13 protein-coding genes are annotated in these 18,699 nt (G+C 68.2%); 6 read left to right on the top strand and 7 right to left on the bottom strand.

The features are described from left to right. Nucleotides 1-163: 163 nt before the first annotated feature. The 4 genes from NA11_RS17520 to NA11_RS17530 form a co-directional block, all read right to left on the bottom strand. Nucleotides 164-4,291, bottom strand: coding sequence for an alpha-(1->3)-arabinofuranosyltransferase (locus NA11_RS17520; protein ID WP_084654713.1), 4,128 nt, complete (start codon nucleotides 4,289-4,291; stop codon nucleotides 164-166). Between the two features lie 148 nt (nucleotides 4,292-4,439). Next, entirely contained in the window at nucleotides 4,440-4,610 is a 171-nt protein-coding gene (locus NA11_RS43945; RefSeq protein WP_083894819.1) for a DUF2613 domain-containing protein, read from the bottom strand. 195 nt (nucleotides 4,611-4,805) lie between these two features. Further along, nucleotides 4,806-5,900 (bottom strand): isochorismate synthase, encoded by a 1,095-nt coding sequence (locus NA11_RS17525; RefSeq protein WP_069162986.1) that lies wholly within the window; start codon nucleotides 5,898-5,900, stop codon nucleotides 4,806-4,808. A gap of 209 nt (nucleotides 5,901-6,109) precedes the next feature. After that, the gene (locus NA11_RS17530; protein WP_069162987.1) at nucleotides 6,110-6,595 is read right to left on the bottom strand and encodes a universal stress protein; all 486 of its coding nucleotides are present in this window, start codon (nucleotides 6,593-6,595) and stop codon (nucleotides 6,110-6,112) included. A gap of 144 nt (nucleotides 6,596-6,739) precedes the next feature. On the opposite strand from NA11_RS17530, the gene NA11_RS17535 reads away from it, so the two are divergent. The 3 genes from NA11_RS17535 (at nucleotide 6,740) to NA11_RS17545 (ending at nucleotide 9,963) form a co-directional block, all read left to right on the top strand. Next, nucleotides 6,740-7,903, top strand: a complete 1,164-nt coding sequence (locus tag NA11_RS17535; protein ID WP_069162988.1) for a glycoside hydrolase family 3 N-terminal domain-containing protein — start codon at nucleotides 6,740-6,742, stop codon at nucleotides 7,901-7,903. An 89-nt stretch (nucleotides 7,904-7,992) separates the two neighbouring features. Continuing rightward, nucleotides 7,993-8,592 (top strand): TetR/AcrR family transcriptional regulator, encoded by a 600-nt coding sequence (locus NA11_RS17540; protein WP_069162989.1) that lies wholly within the window; start codon nucleotides 7,993-7,995, stop codon nucleotides 8,590-8,592. 114 nt (nucleotides 8,593-8,706) lie between these two features. Beyond that, nucleotides 8,707-9,963: a DUF5685 family protein gene (locus NA11_RS17545; protein WP_245745926.1), complete on the top strand. Its 1,257-nt coding sequence runs from the start codon at nucleotides 8,707-8,709 to the stop codon at nucleotides 9,961-9,963. 53 nt (nucleotides 9,964-10,016) lie between these two features. Here the strand turns inward: NA11_RS17545 and NA11_RS17550 are convergent, their stop codons facing one another. After that, nucleotides 10,017-10,883, bottom strand: a complete 867-nt coding sequence (locus NA11_RS17550) for a MaoC family dehydratase (protein WP_084654715.1) — start codon at nucleotides 10,881-10,883, stop codon at nucleotides 10,017-10,019. Then, nucleotides 10,883-12,241 carry a 3-oxoacyl-ACP reductase gene (locus NA11_RS17555; protein WP_069162992.1) on the bottom strand — a complete coding sequence of 453 codons (1,359 nt, stop codon included), beginning with the start codon at nucleotides 12,239-12,241 and terminating at the stop codon, nucleotides 10,883-10,885. Before NA11_RS17555 ends, NA11_RS17550 begins: the two co-directional genes overlap by 1 nt. Nucleotides 12,242-12,513: 272 nt before the next feature. Here NA11_RS17555 and NA11_RS17560 point away from each other — a divergent pair, with 272 nt between their 5' ends. Further along, the gene (locus NA11_RS17560) at nucleotides 12,514-13,836 is read left to right on the top strand and encodes an acetyl-CoA C-acetyltransferase (RefSeq protein ID WP_069162993.1); all 1,323 of its coding nucleotides are present in this window, start codon (nucleotides 12,514-12,516) and stop codon (nucleotides 13,834-13,836) included. A 59-nt stretch (nucleotides 13,837-13,895) separates the two neighbouring features. Here NA11_RS17560 and NA11_RS17565 read toward each other — a convergent pair whose 3' ends face one another. Next, nucleotides 13,896-15,650, bottom strand: coding sequence for an SDR family oxidoreductase (locus NA11_RS17565; RefSeq protein WP_069162994.1), 1,755 nt, complete (start codon nucleotides 15,648-15,650; stop codon nucleotides 13,896-13,898). A gap of 426 nt (nucleotides 15,651-16,076) precedes the next feature. On the opposite strand from NA11_RS17565, the gene NA11_RS17570 reads away from it, so the two are divergent. Together NA11_RS17570 and NA11_RS17575 are read left to right on the top strand one after the other, a co-directional pair. After that, entirely contained in the window at nucleotides 16,077-17,348 is a 1,272-nt protein-coding gene (locus NA11_RS17570; RefSeq protein ID WP_069162995.1) for a hypothetical protein, read from the top strand. Nucleotide 17,349: 1 nt separating this feature from the next. Continuing rightward, nucleotides 17,350-18,684 (top strand): lipase family protein, encoded by a 1,335-nt coding sequence (locus NA11_RS17575; RefSeq protein ID WP_069162996.1) that lies wholly within the window; start codon nucleotides 17,350-17,352, stop codon nucleotides 18,682-18,684. The last annotated feature ends 15 nt before the right edge of the window (nucleotides 18,685-18,699 follow it).

An 18,699-nucleotide genomic window follows, 5' to 3' on the forward strand; every position in this document is an offset into this window, starting at 1 on the left:
CAGATCGTAGACGAAACCGCATTCGGCACAGGTACTCACGCGTCGTGACACTAGCAACGAGGTACGTTGCAGCGCAGCCCAACTGACGGTCCGCGCAGGTCGGCCTGCCGAATTCGCTGAGTGTGGACCTGCGCTGGGCTGCTTTGATCCCGGAATATCGGAGTTACTCGGTCTTGCGGCGGGGAGGCAGCGCGGCAACGCCGACGGCGATCACCGCAAGCAACCCCGGCACCTGCGCCCACAACGAACCACCCATGTATCCACCCGAAGCGCGCCACGGACCGGTGGACAGCGCCGCCGCCGACAACGCCGTGCCCATCCCCGCGACGATGACAAGCGCCTTCGGCGTCCACTGCGGCAGGAAACGGGCGGCTGCGATGGCACCGACAGTGACAACGGTGCCGACCGGACCCGCGATGAGCGTCGCCGCCGCGCCGAGTCCGAGCGCGCCGACCCAGCGGGTACCCCACGTCGGTGGCGCGGGTTTCGCTTCGGAGTCAACCGTTTTCGTGGCGCGCGGGCGCCATGGAACGGCAAGGGCGATCAGGGGAAGCAGGAGCAGGAGGCCGCCGAAGATGCCGAGGCGATACCAGCGGTCGACCGGAAAGGAGACGGTGATCGGGCCCGTCGCGTCGGCGGGGAGCAACCACGCTTGCTGCCAGCCGTCGATGACGAGGGGCGCCAGGGTGCGTCCGTCGGAAGTCGTTGCACGCCAGCCGACGTTGGTGCTCAGCGGCAACACCAATACTTGGGTGCCCGAGGTCGATTCGGCCGGGACGGGGACGCCTGCCCGGTCGAGGCGGAGCCGGTCGACGAAGAACAGCTCGGTCGGTGCGACGGCGACATCGGCGCGCCCTGCGGCCAGCCCGAAGGTCGTCGACTCGCCGGAGTCGAACTGGGCAGGGCAGACGCGGGCGGAAACCGGTGCCCCGGAGCGCAGTTCGCCTGCGGTCGCGGTGACGGTGGTGCGCAGGAGCTGGCCGCCGACGTTGATCACCGGGCCCGTCTCGCACGGCACGGTGATCTCCCGGTCCAGCGCCGCAGGGGCCGGGTACTCGGGGCCGAGCACCGACACCTCGGCCAGCCCGGTGGGCTGCGACAGGGCGAAACCGAGTGCGGTCCGGTCCAATACCGGCTGCCATGCCTGGATGCTGAGCTCGATGCGGTCGGTCACCGTCGGGTACAAAGAGATCCGGGCAGGCACGCCCGGTTCGGTCTTGTCCAGCGCGCTAACCTGCGGTCCGGCACCGAGGTTCACCACCACCGAGGTCGGCGCGGCGGGCAGACCGCCTAGCGACGGCGTCAACTCCAGTCCGGTCACCAGCGTCGGCGCGGGCAGCTCGAGCGTGAGTGTCGGCTTGGCGCCGGTCAGCACCCGTACCGACTCTTCCGGCGCGGTCCAGCTGGTGCGCGGATCACCGTCCGTCGCGGCGAACGCGGCACCGCGCAGGTCGCCGACATCGCCCTTGCCCCGCGCGACCGGGCGTTCGTGGTCGGTGAGCAACGCCTCCAGCGCAGGGCCCTGCCTGGTGCGGACGGTCAACTCCGGGGTGACGAACATCGGCTCGGGCACCGACAAGGTGCGTTCGAAGGTGCCGGGCTCCTCCGGCGCCAGCGCGAGTCCCTTGCTGCACCGCACCCGATTCGGCGAATCGAAACAGGCACTGCGCCCGGGGAATTCCTGCCCGAGATCCCACCCGCGCACCTGCGCGCCATGCTGGGTCGGCGGCAGCACCGTCCGATGCCGGATATCGACGGGGACGGGCTGGTCGTGGACGGAGTAGTCCTCCAGCGTCAGCTCGCTGATGCCGAACTGTGCACCACGTTTGCCGTTTTCGGTGCGGATGGCGGTCATCGTGATCCACTGCGTCGTGCCGGGCGGCAGCGAAACCGATACCGGTGCAACGGGTTCGGGTATCCGGGTGGACACGGTGCCGTTGGCGGTGCGCACCTCGACCCACTTCACCGGGTCGCCGATGGCGGCCGCGCTGGTGCGGAAGCTCAGTTGGCCCGCCTTGATCGGCTGTGCCAAATCGAGCCGAAGCCATTGCCCCAGCGCGTATTCGGTTCCGTTGCTGATCCAGGCCGTTGCCGGGTCGCCGTCGACGACGGCCGCGGTCGAGCTGCCCGGCGCCGCGCCGCCTAGCTGAGTGGCGTCGGCGGCGGAGCTGGACGCCGTGATGGTGGCGCCCGACCATTCCCCGCGCATTGGTTCGGCGCCGGGCACCGGATAGTCGGGTACGAGATTGTGAGTGCGGCGGGCATCGTCGGGCGCGCGGACGGCCGAATTGTGGTTGTCCACCCGACCGAAATCGGTTTCGCGATCCATCGGAGTGTCAGTGACGGTCATCGGGCCGATGGGCAGCCCGGCGCGCGCCGCGTCGGCGGCGAGCAGGGTGGGGGTTTCGGTGCCTGCACCGTCGCGGTGCAGGCGTTCGAGCACCTCGGGCCCGCCCTGCACGACAGGAAGCGACTCGAGCGGAACCGTGTAAGCGCCCGGAAACGACGGCGGCGCACCGGTTCCGGAGCGCACCTGGGCCGGTGTGCCCGGCGTCGGCGTCTCGACGCGGTAGATCTCGACGGCCGGGTACGCGGGGCGCAGGTCGCCGTCCGCGACCAGATCCTCGGCGATGACGGCAGGCTCGATCGGATCGCCGAACGCCGCCACCTCGGTCAGTCCCGGCGAACCATCGATGGCCCGGTGCGCAAGCATCGGGCGGGTGGACCGCGACGTCTCCGGGTCGAGATCGTTGCGCAACACCAGGATTCCGATGCCCTGTCCGGCCAGCGTCGCGGCGAGGCCGGTCGACGGCCGTCCGTCGGCGATCAGCCGCTGCACGGAATCCATCGCGCGGATGGTGCCCGGCGGGTTGAGCGGCACGGAGTCGCGGACCGCCCACGGTGTGCTCGCCAAGGCCTGCAGCGGCTCGTCGCGGGTCAGTCCCCACACCTGGCTGCCGAACGGCGCACCGGGCACGACCAGAGCGCGGGTGTCGGAAGCATTGCGGTGCAACCAGTCCGCGGTCTGCTCCCAGTACGCGGGTACCCGGTCGTAGGCGCCGCGCGGGGCCAGCTTGCCGGTCCAGGCCAGCGAGGTGGACAGGGTGAGGGCGGTCAGGATCAGGGCGGCCACCGCGACCGCGCGATCGCGCTCGGGATGCGCGAACGCGCTGCGCCACACCGGCATCGGCACCGAGGCGGGCAGCGGCACCCTGGCCAGCAGCTGCGCCAGGCCGAGCACCAGCGGGATGCGGATCAGCGGCTCCAGCTTGTGCACATTGCGCAGCGGCGCGCCGCCGGAATCCAGGAACAGGCGCACCGATTCCGCGAACGGTCCACCGAGCTCACCGACGTACCCGGCGCAGATGCCGACCAGCCCGACACCGAGGATCAGGGTGAGCCGACCGCGATAAGGCATGGAGCGCAACGCCAAACCGGCCATGCCCGCCGCGGCGAGCAGCCCGGTGGCGAGCACGGCGGCGGGCTGGGTCACCAGCACCGCGCCCGCGATGCGTTCGGGCGAGACGAACGGTGTCCAGCTGTCCGTGCCGCGCAGCACCTCGGCCAGTGACGCCCATTGCGTTGTCACGCCGGAGGATTCGATGTAGTCCAGGAACGGCGGACTCACCTTGCCGAGCAGCAGCAGCGGCACCGCCCACCAGAACGTGGCGAGCACGAGCAGCGGCGCCCACGTGATGGTGAAGCGCCACCATGCCCGATTCGGGCGGTACGAAGCCCACCAGAGGAACGCGGGCAGAAACGCGGCAACGGTCGCGACGGCGTTGACCGACCCCATCAGCGCCAGCGCGAGCGCACTACCGGCCGCGGACCTCGCACCGCCGCGCCGGAGCCTGCCGAGCGCGGCGGGTGCGAGCAAGACCCACGGCGCCAACATCATCGGCAGCGTCTCCGACGAGATCGAGCCGAGCGTGGTGAGTACGCGCGGTGACAGCGCGAACGCGACCGCCGCGATGATGCGGGAGCCGCGGGTGCCGATGCCGAGCGTTTCGCAGAGCCGGATGATGCCCCAGAAGCCGGCGAGCAGCAGCAGCGCCCACCAGATGCGTTGGGTGGCCCAGGCGGGCAGGCCGAGCACGTGCCCGAGGGAGAAGAACGCGCCGTGCGGGAAGAAGTAGCCGTAGGCCTGGTTCTGCACCTGGCCCATCGGGGCCTGGCTGCTCCACAGATGGCTGGCGCGTTCGAGGAAGCCGAGCGGGTTCTGGGCCAGGTCGTATTTGGTGTCGGCGACGGTGAGGCCCGGCGCCTGCAGGAAGGTGAGCAGGAACGCCATGAGCACCGTCGCAGCGAACCAGCGCCTACCGAGCGGTGCGGTGTCCTGCTGCTTCAGTGCGGATTCCGACCGCCGCCGCGCAGCACTGTGCCGCCGTGGCGCCGCGGACGTTGCGGGCGAATCGGCAGGTGAAGCGGGGGTCAGTGGCTCAGCGACTGCCGTACTCGACGTTGTTCAGCAACGAGGAGTCCTTGTCGCCGCTGCGGTCGATGTCCGGACGCGAGTTCTGCTGCACCGCCACCGTCACGAGGAGCACCGCGATCACGCCGAGCACAGCGCCGCCGACAGCACTCGCAACACCAGGAACAGCAAACTTCATTGCGGTACTCCAATACATCGATGCAGGCACATTCCCGGTCAACCTAGCAGCCCACGCCCGTATCCGGTGCGTTCAGCCCGCCGATTGGCGATGTCGGTGCGCGGACGCCGCGGCTGTGGCACCGCTCACTCGAAGATCGGAAACGTCCGAAGGGCCACGGGTAGGAGCTCGGGACGGTTGGGCGGACCGAGCTTCCTAGTGCGCGGGCACCGCGCAGTTCAGACTGCCGAGCAGCGTGCGGAGTTTGGCAGTTGTCTCGTCGAGTTCGGTTTTGGGATCCGAGGCAGCGACGATGCCGCCGCCCGCGTAGGCCTGCACGGTCCGCCCGTCGGCAGACAATTCCGCGCTGCGGATCGCGACCACCCATGACCCGTCGCCGTTCGCGTCGCACCAGCCGACAGCGCCACCGTAGAAGCCGCGGTCCTCCTCCATATCGGCGATCGTGTCGAGCGCCAGATCGGTCGGGGTGCCACAGACGGCGGGGGTGGGGTGCAGCAGCAGCGCGAGGTCGAGCGCGGTGGTCGCTGAGTCGCGCAGCCTGCCGGTGATCGGGGTGGCGAGATGCCAGACCTCGTGCGTGTGTACGAGTTCCGGGCCGTCGGGGATGGACAACTCGGCACAGAGCGGGCTGAGCTGCTCGCGGATCCATTCGATGACGAAGGCGTGCTCATCGCGATTCTTGGTGCTGGCCAGCAGTTCTCGTGCCTGGGCTGCGTCGGCGTCCGGATCGGCACGCCGTGCCAGGGTGCCTGCCAGCGGGCGCAGTGTCACCGTGTCGCCGTGCCTGGCGATCAGCACCTCGGGGGTCGCGCCGATCAGGGTCGCTCCGGTGCGCCCGGCCGGTGTCAGGTCGACCGCGAAGACATTCGCGTGTGGATGCCGCGTAAGCAACTGTGCCGCCACGAGTTCGGGCTCCAACGCCGAGGCCGCCTCGGCGAGCACCGATCGCGCAGCGACCACTTTGCGCAGCGGCTGCGCCGGGTCGTTGAGCTGCTCGACCAGCTTGGTCACGCGCGCGATATGTTCTGCCGCACTGGGGATCTCGGTGACAACCTGGACGGCGGGCAACTCGGGCAGCGCAGCGGGCCGCCACGGGCCTGCGGTGTGTTCCACGCGTTCCGGCACGCTGAGCGCGGCAGGCCGACGCGGATCGAACGGCAGCGCGCCGACGATCCAATCCGCGCTGCCCGCGCGCAACGCGGCCACTGCGCGATCCGCCTCATCGAAGGCGACCCGGCTACCGAATGCCCGGACGACCCCGTCCGGCTGTGCAAGCAGGAATCCATCCATGATTCCTCGACCCTAACTCCGCTCCCGCCCCCACAACCCGCAGAGCGACCCACATCTCACCCCACCCATCCACGACAACCGCAGCTGCACCGACCGCGAGACTGTGCGTCAGCCCGGTTGTTGGACCACAGCGGTTCCATACGGTTCACAGAGGCTGCAGGCCCTGTGAAACATGTGGACGGTCTGTGGGTAGTCCACCGGCCAACCCGCTAGCGGGATTTCGCAGGCTCCTTACCGGGCGGGACCATGAGGACCGGCCGGTGGCAGTGCTTGAGGACCGCGTCGGCGACGCTGCTGTGCATGAGGGCGCGGATGCCGGTGGCGCCGCGGGTGCCCGCGACGATGATGTCGACGTCCAGGTCGTCGGCGCATTCGACGATGGCGTTCCAGATGGTCGTCGTGCATTCGGCGGTGCGTGCCTCGGCGTTGAGTCCGGCGAGCTTGGCCAGCCGGACGCCCTCGGTGTTGATCGTGCGGGCGTCGACGTAGGCGACGTCCTCGATCTCCTCGTCGGGTACCCATTCCGGTTGCATCACCCCGGACAGGCCGGACAGGCGAGCGGCTTGCCGCACCATCGGCTCCCACGCGGTCAGCACGATCGCTCTGTTCGCGCTGAGGAACCGCCCGGCGTATTCAATGGCCCGCTTGGCGTTCTCGGACCCGTCGTAGGCAATGAGCATCAGATCGCAGGGCACGGGACCTCCTGGTGGGAGACTCACGGCTATCCAACAAGGTTACCCTCGGTGGGCCGTCCGCACCGGCTGGCGCGCAGGATCGAACCGCAAACCCCGCCCACCCGACCGCGCCGTGACGGCGGGTGAACAGTACGGTTGTCCCCCATGCGGAAGACGCCCATGCTCGTGCTCGCCGTGCTGGCCGCCGTCGCGACCGCCTGTTCGAACGGTGGTGGCAGCGGCCCGACCCCGTCCACGGAGGCGGTGCCCGGCGTGACTCCCGGATCGTCAACGCAAGCAACCACATCCGTGCCGCCGGATTGCTCCGCCGGCTATCTGGCGCAGTTCACCCTCCGCCAGAAGCTGGCCCAGTTGTTGACCGTTGGCATCACCGGCAAGGCCGACGCGACGAATGTGGTGTCCACCGAGCAGGTCGGCGGGATCTTCGTCGGCAGCTGGACCGAGCCGTCGCTGCTCGCCTCCGGTCAGCTCGCGCAGGTCAAGCAGGCGGCCAAGGTGCCGCTGATGGTGACCATCGATGAAGAGGGTGGTCGCGTCTCGCGCGCCAAGAATCTGATCGGGGTAGCACCCTCGGCCAGGTCGACCGTGCAGTCGATGACGCCAGAGCAGTTCCGCGACGCGACCGTGACCAGGGGCCGTGCCCTGAAGGACCTGGGCATCACGGTGAACTTCGCCCCCGATGTCGATGTGAGCAGCCAGCCGGGCGACTCCGTCATCGGCGATCGTTCCTTCTCCGCCGACCCCGCCGAGGTCACCCGCTACGCCGAGGCCTACATCCAGGCGATGCGCGAGGTCGGCGTCGGCACCGTGATGAAGCACTTCCCCGGCCACGGCTCCGGCTCTGGCGATTCGCACCGTGGCGCGGTCAGGACGCCGCCGCTGGACAGCCTGCAGACCGTCGATCTCGTCCCGTTCCGCGCGCTGATCGGTTCCGGCGCCGCGGTGATGATCGGTCATCTCGACGTGCCCGGTCTCACCACCCCTGACGTGCCTGCGAGCATCAGCCCCCAGGTGATGGCGCTGCTGCGCGAGGGCAAGGGCTACGGTGCCGCGCCGTTCCAAGGCCCGATCTTCACCGATGACCTCGGCGGCATGGCCGCGATCACCAACCGGATGTCCATCGAGGAGGCGGTGGAGGCCGCGCTGGTGGCTGGGGCCGACAACGCACTGTGGATCACCACCGACGCGGTGCCGAGCGTGCTCGATCGGCTCGAGCAGGCCGTCAAGGCAGGGCGTCTGCCCGCTGCGCAGGTCGACGCGTCGGTGCTGCGGATGGCCAGGTTCAAGGGCGCGCTGCCGCACTGCTGAGGTGTGGTTCCCGCGACTGGGGAGCAAATCCAACCCACGGAACTTACCTTGGAGTAATATATGAACTTCACCATGCGGTAGGAGAGTGGATGGCGGGCGGAACGAAGCGACTTCCTCGGGCGGTTCGTGAGCAGCAGATGCTCGATGCCGCTGTCGAGGTGTTCTCGCGGAAAGGCTTCCACGATACGTCGATGGATGCCATTGCCGCCGAGGCGAAAATATCGAAGCCGATGCTGTATCTCTACTACGGCTCGAAGGACGAACTGTTCCGCGCGTGCATCCAGCGCGAGGGCCTGCGCTTCATCGAATCGGTGGTTCCCGCGGGCAACCCGCAGCTCTCGCCGCACGAGCAGGTGCGCGTCGCGCTGGAGGGATTCCTCGGTTTCGTCGACCGCAACCGCCGCTCCTGGCAGGTGCTCTACCGCCAGGCCATCGGCCAGCAAGCGTTCGCGTCCGAGATCGAGAACGCCCGCGAGCGCGTCATCGAACTCACCGCCAAGCTGCTCGAATCCAGTGCCAAGCACGCCGAGCCCGGCACCAACTTCGATGTGGTCGCCGTCGCGGTGATCGGCGCGGGCGAGGCCATCGCCGATCGGGTGGCCAGCGGCCGCATCGAGGTCGCCGAGGCCGTCGATCTGCTCGACGACCTGGCCTGGCGCGGTCTGGCCGGACGCAAGAAAGCCGAATAACGCCGGGAATTTCGGCGTTGCGGTTGCCGCGTCGGCAACGGCCTGCGAGAGTGCCGGAGATCAACACGTACAGACGATCTCGGGTCGGGGAGAAACGGGGCGGAATTGTTCGGCTTGCTCAGGCCGTGTGCGCATGGTGCCGCGAAGTACGGAATCGATAGGGCCGAATGGCGCGCGCATCTGTGCGGACTGTGCCTCGGCCTACGCGACGGGCATGGGCAGTTGGCCCGTGCGACAACCAATGTCGACGCGATCGTGTTGAGCATGCTCACCGAGGCGCAACTGTCCGGTGACGTCGAGCGGACCACTGCGGGACGCTGCGCCCTGCGCGGCATGCAACGCGCATCGGTGGCGACGGCGGATTCGCCGGGCGTGCAGCTGGCCACGACCGCGTCGCTGTTGTTGGCGTCGGCCAAGATTCGCGATCACGTGGCAGACGGCGATGCGCGTGCATTGGCGCGAACCCCGATGGCGAAGGCGGCGAGCAGGTGGGCCGGGCAGGCGCAGGACAGTGCGCAGCGGATCGGCCTCGACGTCGAATCCTTGGTTGCCGCGCTCGGTGCCCAGACGCAGCTGGAGGCGGCGGCGCTGGTCGGTGCGAACCAGACCCGTGTTTCCGAATCCTTGGCTGCGTCCCCGTTATGGCGCGAAGCGATGAGTAATGACGCCGAGCCGTTGGCGTGGACCACCGCACCGACTCAGCTCTGCGCATCGGAATTCTTCGCGCACACAGCGGTATTGGCCGGTCGCCCGGACAACGTCGATGCCATGCGCAGTGCGGGTTGGCAATTCGGCCGGATCGCGCATCTCGCTGACGCCGTGCAGGACTTCGAGCAGGACCAGGCGCGTGGCCGGTTCAATCCGCTCGCCGCCACCGGAACCAGCATGCCGCAGGCGTATGACCTGCTGCGCGAATCGAATGCACGGCTGCGCGATGCGGTCGCGGCGGCGGAACTCGACGAGGTCCCCACCGTCCGCTGGATGCTGCTCGATCCGCTGAGGGCGGTGCTCGGCCGGCTGGGGCGGGGTATCGGCGCAGGTATCGCACACAGCTGCAACGTCTCTCGCCACACCAACGAGGCCGGGGACGCCGTAGTGCCACAGATGCTCGACCTCGTGACACCGCAGGCGCACCTACCGGGGAATCGTCGGCCGACGCGCCGTCCGGGAATCGGCGAGTCCCTCACCTTGATTCTCGGCGCCTACTGCACCGGGTACGCCTGCTGCGCCGACCACACCCGGCCGTGCAGCGGCGAGCGCAAGGACGCCTGGATCAAGAGATGTGACTGCAGCGGTTGCAGCGATGGCGGCTGTGGCGGCTGCTGCGATTCCTGCTCCTGTGACTGCTGCGGCTGCGACTGCAGCTGCTGAACGAACAGAGCCGCACCCGATGGAACAGGGTGCGGCTCTGTCGTTTCCGTACGTCAGCGCAGAGTGGCGGTGAGGTGCGGGAAGCCCTTCTTCGGGTTGAGCACGGCCAGATCCCAGCCGCCCTCGACCTGATCGGCGTACACGTTCACCGTCGAAGGCAGGAAGATCGGCTTGCCGAACTTCACCTCATAGGTGGCCTTGCCAGGCACCCGCCCCTCGATCGTGCCGAGAATATGCGCGGCCGACCACATCCCGTGCGCGATCGGCTTCTGGAAGCCGAAAGCCTTGGCGCCCAAGCCCGAGGTGTGGATCGGGTTGTGATCGCCGGAGGCCGAGGCGTACTGGTTGATCGTCTTCTGATCGACCCGCCAGGTGCGCAGCGGCGGCGGCGGAACCTCGTCCGGCTTCGGCTCCGGCTTCGGGCCGCCCGACAGCGAGGTGCGCTGCTGGTGCAGGAAGGTGGTGACCTGTCGCCAGACCAGCTCGCGGCCGACGCTGATCTCGGTGATCGCGTCGACGAGCAGCCCCTTCGGGTGCTCGCGCAGGTTCTCGATGTGCGACTTGATGTCCAGCGGCTCGCTCACCGAGATGTCGCGGGTCCGCTCGATCACGTTGTTCGCGTGCACCGCACCGACCGCGACGAACGGAAAGTCGCGCTGCACAACGAGTTGCATCACGATCGGGAAGGTGAGGACGAACGGATAGGTCAGCGGCAGCGCATCGTTGAACCGCAGCCCGGTCGCCCGGCAGTAGGCAGCCAGGTGATCCGGATCCACCTTCAGGCCGTCGAGCTGGATCGTCCGATCCGGCAGCTTCGGCTTGCGCGCCGAAAGCAGCGGCAGCGGAACCGCGCCGAGCGCCGCCTTCACGAACAGCGGGCCGTTCTTCGGCGGTGTCTTCAGCGTGATCTTCTGGGTCATCATGCTCCGATCAGGCTCTGCCCGCAGACCCGAACGATGTTGCCGGTCACGGCATTCGACGCCGGGCTGGCGAAGTAGGCGATGGTCTCGGCGACGTCGACGGTCTGGCCGCCCTGCGACAGCGAGCTCATCAGCCTGCCTGCCTCACGGGTGGCCAGCGGGATGGCGGCGGTCATTGCGGTCTCGATGAAGCCGGGGGCCACCGCGTTGATGGTGATGCCCTTCTCCGCCAGCTTCGGCGCCTCGGCGTCGACCATGCCGATGACACCGGCCTTGGAGGTGCCGTAGTTGGTCTGGCCGCGGTTGCCCGCAATGCCTGCGATGGAGGAAACGTCGATCACCCGGCCGCCGTCCTTCAGCGCACCACGGGACACCAGGCCCTCGGTGATCCGGTGCGGCGCAGCGAGATTCACGTTGAGCACCGAGTTCCAGCGGCCGTCGTCCATGTTGGCGAGCAGCTTGTCGCGGGTGATGCCCGCGTTGTGCACGACGATGTCGATGCCGCCGAAGCGCTCGGTGGCGAACTCGGCCAGCTTCTCCGCGGCGTCGGGCGAGGTGACGTCGAGGGCGAGCGCGGTGCCGCCGACCTTGTTGGCGGTCTGCGACAGTGCCTCACCGGCGGCGGGGATGTCGGCCACGATCACGGTGGCGCCGTCCCGAGCGAACACCTCGGCGATGGTGGCGCCGATGCCGCGCGCGGCGCCGGTGACCACGGCGACCTTGCCGGCCAGCGGCTTGTCCCAGCTGGCAGGCGCGGTGGCGTCGTCCTTGCCGACCCGGAGCACCTGGCCGTCGACGAACGCCGACTTGCCCGACAGCAGGAAGCGCAGCGTCGACTCGAGGCCGGTCGCGCCGGTGGAGGCCTGCGGGTGCAGGTACACCAGCTGGGCGGTGGCGCCGCGCAGCAGTTCCTTGGCCACCGAGCGGGTGAAGCCCTCGAGCGCGCGCTGCGCGATCTGCTCGTCCACGCTCGACGCCAGCTCCGGCGTCGTGCCGATCACCACGATGCGCCCGGAGGCGGCGATGCTGCGCATGGCGGGCTGGAAGAACTCGAACAGCTGCGACAGTTCCTCGATCGAACCGATGCCGGTCGCGTCGAACACCAGCGCGCCGAGCTTGGTTCCGGCACTCGGCGCGTCGACGAACGTGTAGTCCGACAGCAGCAGTCGCACCGGCTCGGCGACCCGGCCCTTGCCGCCGAGCAGCACCGGGCCCGGCAGTGCGGGTTCGCCCGCGGTGTAGCGGCGCAGGTTCTCCGGCTGCGGCAGACCGAGCTTGCTCGCCAGGAACTGTCCGGGGGAGGAGTGAACGAACGATCCGTAGAGGTTGGGAGCACCCTTGCTCTTGCTGGCTGCCACTGTTCCTACCTTTTCTGTGTTTGACAGGCGGCGGTCACGATCCTGACGTTGGCACGCAAGCTACCGCCGCCGGGACTGTCGCGCACGCCGCGATGTTCGGGTCTGGTGGCCCCGTCAGGTCTGCTGGCGCACATTTTGCGGGGTACGGTGTCGACAACTAACTTACTCCAGAGTAAGTTTAATGTAAACCAACCGCGACGGGGCGCCGATCAGTGGAGATCTCCACCGGACTCCGGAGCGCCGGACACCCCCAACGAGACCTGGAGACTCGAGTGACAACCAAATCCCGTTCGGCGAAGAGCACCGCCAAGACCGGTAAGACCACCCGCCCGGTCGCGATCGTGGGCGGCAACCGGATTCCGTTCGCTCGCTCCGACAAGGCATACGCGCACGCCTCCAACCAAGACATGTTCACCGCCGCGCTGGACGGCCTGGTCAGCCGCTTCGGCCTGCAGGGCGAGCGGCTCGGCATGGTCGTCGGTGGCGCCGTCCTCAAGCGGGTCGGCGAGCACGGCATGATCCGCGAGAGCGTGCTCGGCAGCAAGCTGAGCCCCTACACCCCGGCCCATGACCTGCAGCTTGCCTGCGGCACCGGCCTGCAGGCCGTCGTCACCGTCGGTGACGCAATTGCTCAGGGCCGCATCGAGGTCGGCGTCGGCGGTGGCACCGACACCACCTCGGACGCCCCCATCGGCGTCAGCGAGGGCATGCGCGAGTGGATGCTCGACGCCAACCGCGCCAAGACCAACAAGGACCGCCTCAAGCTGGTCGGCCAGCTGCGCCCGAGCATGCTCGGCATCGAGATCCCGCGCAACGCCGAGCCGCGCACCGGCCTGTCCATGGGCGAGCACGCCGCGATCACCGCCAAGGAATTCGGCGTGCCGCGCGAGGCGCAGGACGAGCTGGCCTACCTGTCGCACAAGAACATGGCCGCCGCCTACGACCGTGGCTTCTTCGACGACCTGATCACCCCGTTCCTCGGGCTGACCCGCGACGACAACCTGCGTCCCGGTTCGACCATCGAGAAGCTGGCCACCCTCAAGCCGGTGTTCGGCGTCAAGGCGGGCGACGCGACGATGACCGCGGGCAACTCAACCCCGCTGACCGATGGCGCCTCCGCGGTGCTGCTGTCCAGCGAGGAATGGGCCACCGAGCGCAACCTGCCGGTGCTTGCCACCCTGGTCGACAGCGAGGTCGCGGCGGTCGACTACATCCACGGTCCCGACGGCCTGCTGATGGCGCCCACCTACGCGGTGCCGCGCCTGCTCGCCCGAAACGGCCTGACACTGCAGGACTTCGACTACTACGAGATCCACGAGGCGTTCGCCTCCGTTGTGCTCGCGACGCTGTCCGCGTGGGAGTCCGACGCCTACTGCAAGGAGCGCCTCGGCCTCGACGGCGCGCTCGGCGCGATCGACCGCAGCAAGCTCAACGTCAACGGCTCCTCGCTCGCGGCGGGCCACCCGTTCGCCGCGACCGGCGGCCGCATCGTCGCCTCGACCGCGAAGATGCTGGCGGAGAAGGGATCCGGCCGTGCGCTGATCTCCATCTGTGCCGCCGGTGGTCAGGGCGTCGTGGCGATCGTCGAGCGGTAATCGTCAGGTGCGGAGGCGGTACTCGGTCCACGGCGACCGGGTACCGCCTCCGTCGTCTGTCAGCGCACCAAACTCGCTCGGGCTGCGGCGAATCGGACGACACCGGGGGCGATCCTGCCGAACAGGTACTGCGCCTTGGCTTCCGGTGTCACCGGGACCACGTCCTTGTTCTTGCGCACTGCCCGCACGATCTGCGCGGCGACCTTGTCCGGGCCGTACCCACGCAGGCGATAGAGGCGGTCGTAGCGCTCCTGTCTGCGCTGCTCTTCTTCGGCGGAGACACCGGACATCTTCGTGTTCCGGACGATAGCGGTGTGCACGACGCCGGGGCAGATCGTGCTGACACCGATTCCGTGCTCGGCCATTTCGGCGCGCAGGCAGTCGGAGAACATGAACACCGCCGCCTTGCTCGTCGAGTACGCACTGAACGCCTGCTGCGGGGTGTAGGCCGCCATGCTTGCCAGGTTGACGATGTGCCCGCCGAGCCCACGCTCGACCATGGCCGCGCCGAAAGCCCGGCAGCCGTTGACGACTCCGTGCAGGTTGACGTCGAGCACCCGGTCGAAGTCCTCGGCAGGGGTGTCGAGGAAGCGCCCGGCCTGTCCGATGCCCGCGTTGTTGATCAGGATGTCGGGCACGCCGTGTTCGCGGAGCACACCGTCGGCGTGCTTGCGCATCGCGGTCTCGTCGGACACGTCCACCTCGTAGGCGTGGCCGACGCCGCCCGCCTGGGCGATCAGTGCCACCGTCGCCTCGGCCGCGATGCCGTTGACATCGGAGACCACGATCTCCGCGCCTTCGCTGGCGAAGGCGAGCGCGGTCGCCCGGCCGATGCCGCTGCCGCCGCCGGTGAGCACGACGAGGCGGTCCTCGAACGCCGTGCGCGGCACGCCCATTCGTGCCCGGCGCAGCGTCCTGGCCTGCGGTGCGCCGGTCACCGCTTCGATCAATTCGACGGTGGCCGATGCGAGCAGGCGTGGATGCGAGAACGGTAGCCAGTGCCCGCCTTTCACCACGCGCAGCCAGACCTGGTCGGCCCAGCGGTCCTCGTCGGCGTAACTCGACTGGCGCACTGCGGGATCGCGGGTGCCGATGATGATCTGCGTCGGGACCGTGGTGAACGCCTCGCGGGACCGCAACGGGTTCGCGGCCCAGGTCGACCGGTAGATGCGCAGGCCGTTCGCCATGTCCGTGGTGAAGGTCGGAGCGAGGTGGATGTCCTCCGGCGCGGCCCCCTCGGCAGCGGAAAGTGCTGCGCGCCAGCGCTGTTCGCTGACCCCGGCTTTGATCACCACCTTGGGCAGTACCGGCAACGCCAGGAAGGTCGAGTAGGCGAACGACCCGAGCTGGGCCAGTGGCAGCGCGATATTGCGCGGCGTCGGCCGGGAGAGCCGGTCGCGGGCCCAGGTGCCGACGTGCGCGATGCTCGGCCCTGACACCGAGGTGAAGGACGCGACCAGGCGCTGTGCCTCGGGGCCGCAGACGATTTCCCAGGTGGCGACGCTTCCCCAATCGTGCGCGAGAATGTGCACCGGCGCGCCGTTGCCGAGCGCCTCGATCACCGCCACGTAGTCGGCGGCCAATGTGGTGGTCGAAATGGCCGAGGTGCCAGGCGGATTGGAAGACTCGCCATGTCCGCGGTTGTCCACAGTCAATACCCGGAATCGGGTGCTCAGCTCCGGAACGACGTTGTCCCACAGGTGATGTGAGTCCGGCCAACCGTGCAGCAGCAGGACCGTCGGACCCTCCGGATTGCCTTGCTCGTAGACGGCGATGTCGACCTCGCCGTTGCGGACCACATGCTTCTCGGCCATGGATTCACCCCACTATCCGGTCCGCGCGGGTCGCGGTCCGTCGCTCTGGGTCCATTCTGTCTGAGACGGTGCGATTCGGGTAGCCCCTGGTCGCGTCGGCTGTCCCGCTTGTCGGGCTTGTGAGTTATCTCATGAATTCCGATTCACATTATCGGCGGATTTGCCACGTCCTTCTGTTGATTTTCTAGCTACTAGCAGGCAACTTCGCCGTTACAGATTTTATTCGACCGCCTGCTATCTGTTGCATGGCTCATTGCGGCGGGTCTGATCTCTGTGTTTACCTGCACGTCACCTACTCTGCTAGCGGAGTCGGGTAGTCGTTGCGGCGCTATTGGTGCGTCCTATCGACATACAGCTACTGACAGGACATCTCTTCAGATTCAAGAACTCTTCGAATCGTGCTAGTAGAGGAAGGCTGAACAGCTGATGCGTATCGGTATGGCGTTGCGCGCCACGGCACTGGCTCTCGCGGCCGCGATCGGTCTCGGACTGGCGTCGACGGCCCCGGCAGGAGCCATCGGCGAGCTGGACCGTTACCTGGATCTGCCGCTGGTGAACCGGGATGCCTCGGTCAGCCCCGGCGGCGTCAACCCCGAACTCCCGTACGACGCGGCCCAGCTGCGCGCGCTGTTGGATGACGCGCGCGCCCAAGGTATTGCGCCGACCCGATACGCCGCCCTGCTCTACCAGTACTGGCTCGTCGACGCGACGAACCAGGCAGGCATCGACCTGCGTTCCTGGGATCCGCGCGCCGGTGTCGAGGCCAACCGCGCCAACCTGATCAACTCCTACCGCTACTACGAGAACCTGCAGCTGAGCCACCGTGAGCTGCAGTGGGCAGGCATGGGCGGTCAGGTCGGCGCCGACTTCGGCGGCGGTCTTGTCGATTTCGAGCTGATGGGCAACATCTACGCGCTGCCCGGCCTCTCCGAATCCGCGCGCGGCGTCGTCGCCGCGGTCGACCAGGCGGCGGGCCCGCAAGCGGTGGCCCAACTTCCGCGCGGACTGCTCGCGTTGGCCGAGGCGGGCTCGCTGATCACCCCGGACGATCTGCGCCACCTCATCGGGATGATCCTGGTGATGCAGAAGAACATCTTCTCCGACCTCATGCCCATGCACGACGCTTATGTCACCGGCGGTCTGCCCGCGTTGGCGGAGTTCCAGGCGGCCGGGCTGTTCGATGCCGACGTGATGCAGGCCTGGCAGGACGTGGCCTCCGGCGACGAGGGCCGGATCGCCGCGGGCAACGCGGCCTTGCTGCGCCGCGAACAGTCATGGGCGATCCGTGACCAGTGGGATGCGACGCGCAACTACAAGGGCAGCGTCGGCGAGGCGATCACCTACGCCAGCGGCGCCGCAGGCTCGCCGTCGGTCGCCGGTGTCGCACCACCGCGCCAGTTCCGTCCGGTGCGCATGCCGATCACCATGGCCGACGGGCGGCCGGGAATCTTGACTTTGCCACTGCCGGAATGGAATTGGTCGGATTTCGATTCCCGCTGGGACTACATCACCTCGGAGCTGCTGCCGAAGTACACGTTCCAGGTCGAGAACAACTGGCCCGCACTGGAAGCCGTGATGCGCACGCCCTACGAGATTCAGATGGAGACGCATCGCCCGCTGTTCAACGTGCCGCAACTGCTCGACTCCGCGGCCAGGCAGCTCGACGTTTCCCCGGTCGACGCGACGGCGGTGCGCTGAGATGAAACACCGCACCCTTGCCCTCGCCGCGGCCGTCGTGGCAACGCTGTACACCTTGACCGCGGGAACCGCTGCGGCGGAACCGGAACCGGCGGGCACGCCCGGCCTGGACAAGGTGTTCAACGGTTTCGTCATCGGACAGATCCAAGGCGCCCAACCGGTTCCACCGGACCAGGCGTTCCAGGCGCTGCTCGCGAACGACCCGTTCTACCAGGAGCCGCCACGCACCGGCGCCGAGGCGCCGGGAACCCTGTTGAAGGCCAAGAAGGTCGACGTGATGTTCCTCGGCATCACCCCGCCCGACATCGAGGCCTACAAGCTGATGTACGTGACCACCGGCATCGACGGTGTCACCCCGGTGGTCAGCACCGGCATCGTGATGATCCCCAATCACGGTGCGCCCGTTGGGGAAAAGAAAGTGATCTCCTATCAGGAGGCCAACGACAGCGTCGGCTGGTCCTGTCACCCGAGCACCCAGTGGACCGGCGGTGATCCGCTCGACGGCTCGTCGTGGTCGGCGCTCGGCCCGCTCGCGTTGATGTTCGACAAGGGTTACGCGGTGATGATCTCCGATGTCGGCAATGACGGAGATCGCAACCCGCACGCGGTGTTCGCGGGCAAGTTCGCCGCGCACGCCCAACTCGACGGTGTCCGTGCGGCATTGGCCTATCAGGACGCCGGTCTGAATCCCGAGGCGCAGGTCGCCTTGTTCGGCATCGCGGGCGGCGGTGTCGGCGCGGCCTTCTCCGCCGAACTGCAGCCGACCTACGCGCCCGAGCTGAACGTGAAATCGGCGCTGCTGGAAGGGATGGTCGTCAACCCGCGCAACTTCATGCGGGTCGCCGACGGTTCGGTGGGGTCCGGTTTCGCGCTGGCGACGCTGCTCGGCCTGGAACCTGCGTACCCGGAAATACAGGTCAACGCGAAAATGAACCCGGCGGGTATGGCGCTGGCGAACGCCTTCCGCACCCAGTGTCAGACGCCTGCCTACTTCGGGCTGCCGTTGTTGCCGCTCAACACCCTGTTCAATTCGGGTCTGAGCCCGGCGGACGAGCCTGCGTTCCAACGCGCGTTCGAGGACAACATTCTCGGGCGCTCGGGGACCCCGAAAGCCAAGGTGGCCATCACCTCCTGCGCCGCCGACGACTCGTTCATGTCGCTGGTGCCCGCTAAGGACGCCAAGGATCTGGCCGACACCTACCGGGCCGGTGGCACCGAGGTGACCTACCAACCCACCAACTGCAGCATGGTCCGCATGCTCACCGATATGTACGGCTGGGGCACGGACCTGTTCGGCATGCAGACGATCGACTGGATCGACAGCACCTTCGAGTGAAAGGAACTGCCTGCC

This window comes from Nocardia altamirensis NBRC 108246, assembly GCF_001612685.1.
Taxonomy (GTDB): domain Bacteria; phylum Actinomycetota; class Actinomycetes; order Mycobacteriales; family Mycobacteriaceae; genus Nocardia; species Nocardia altamirensis.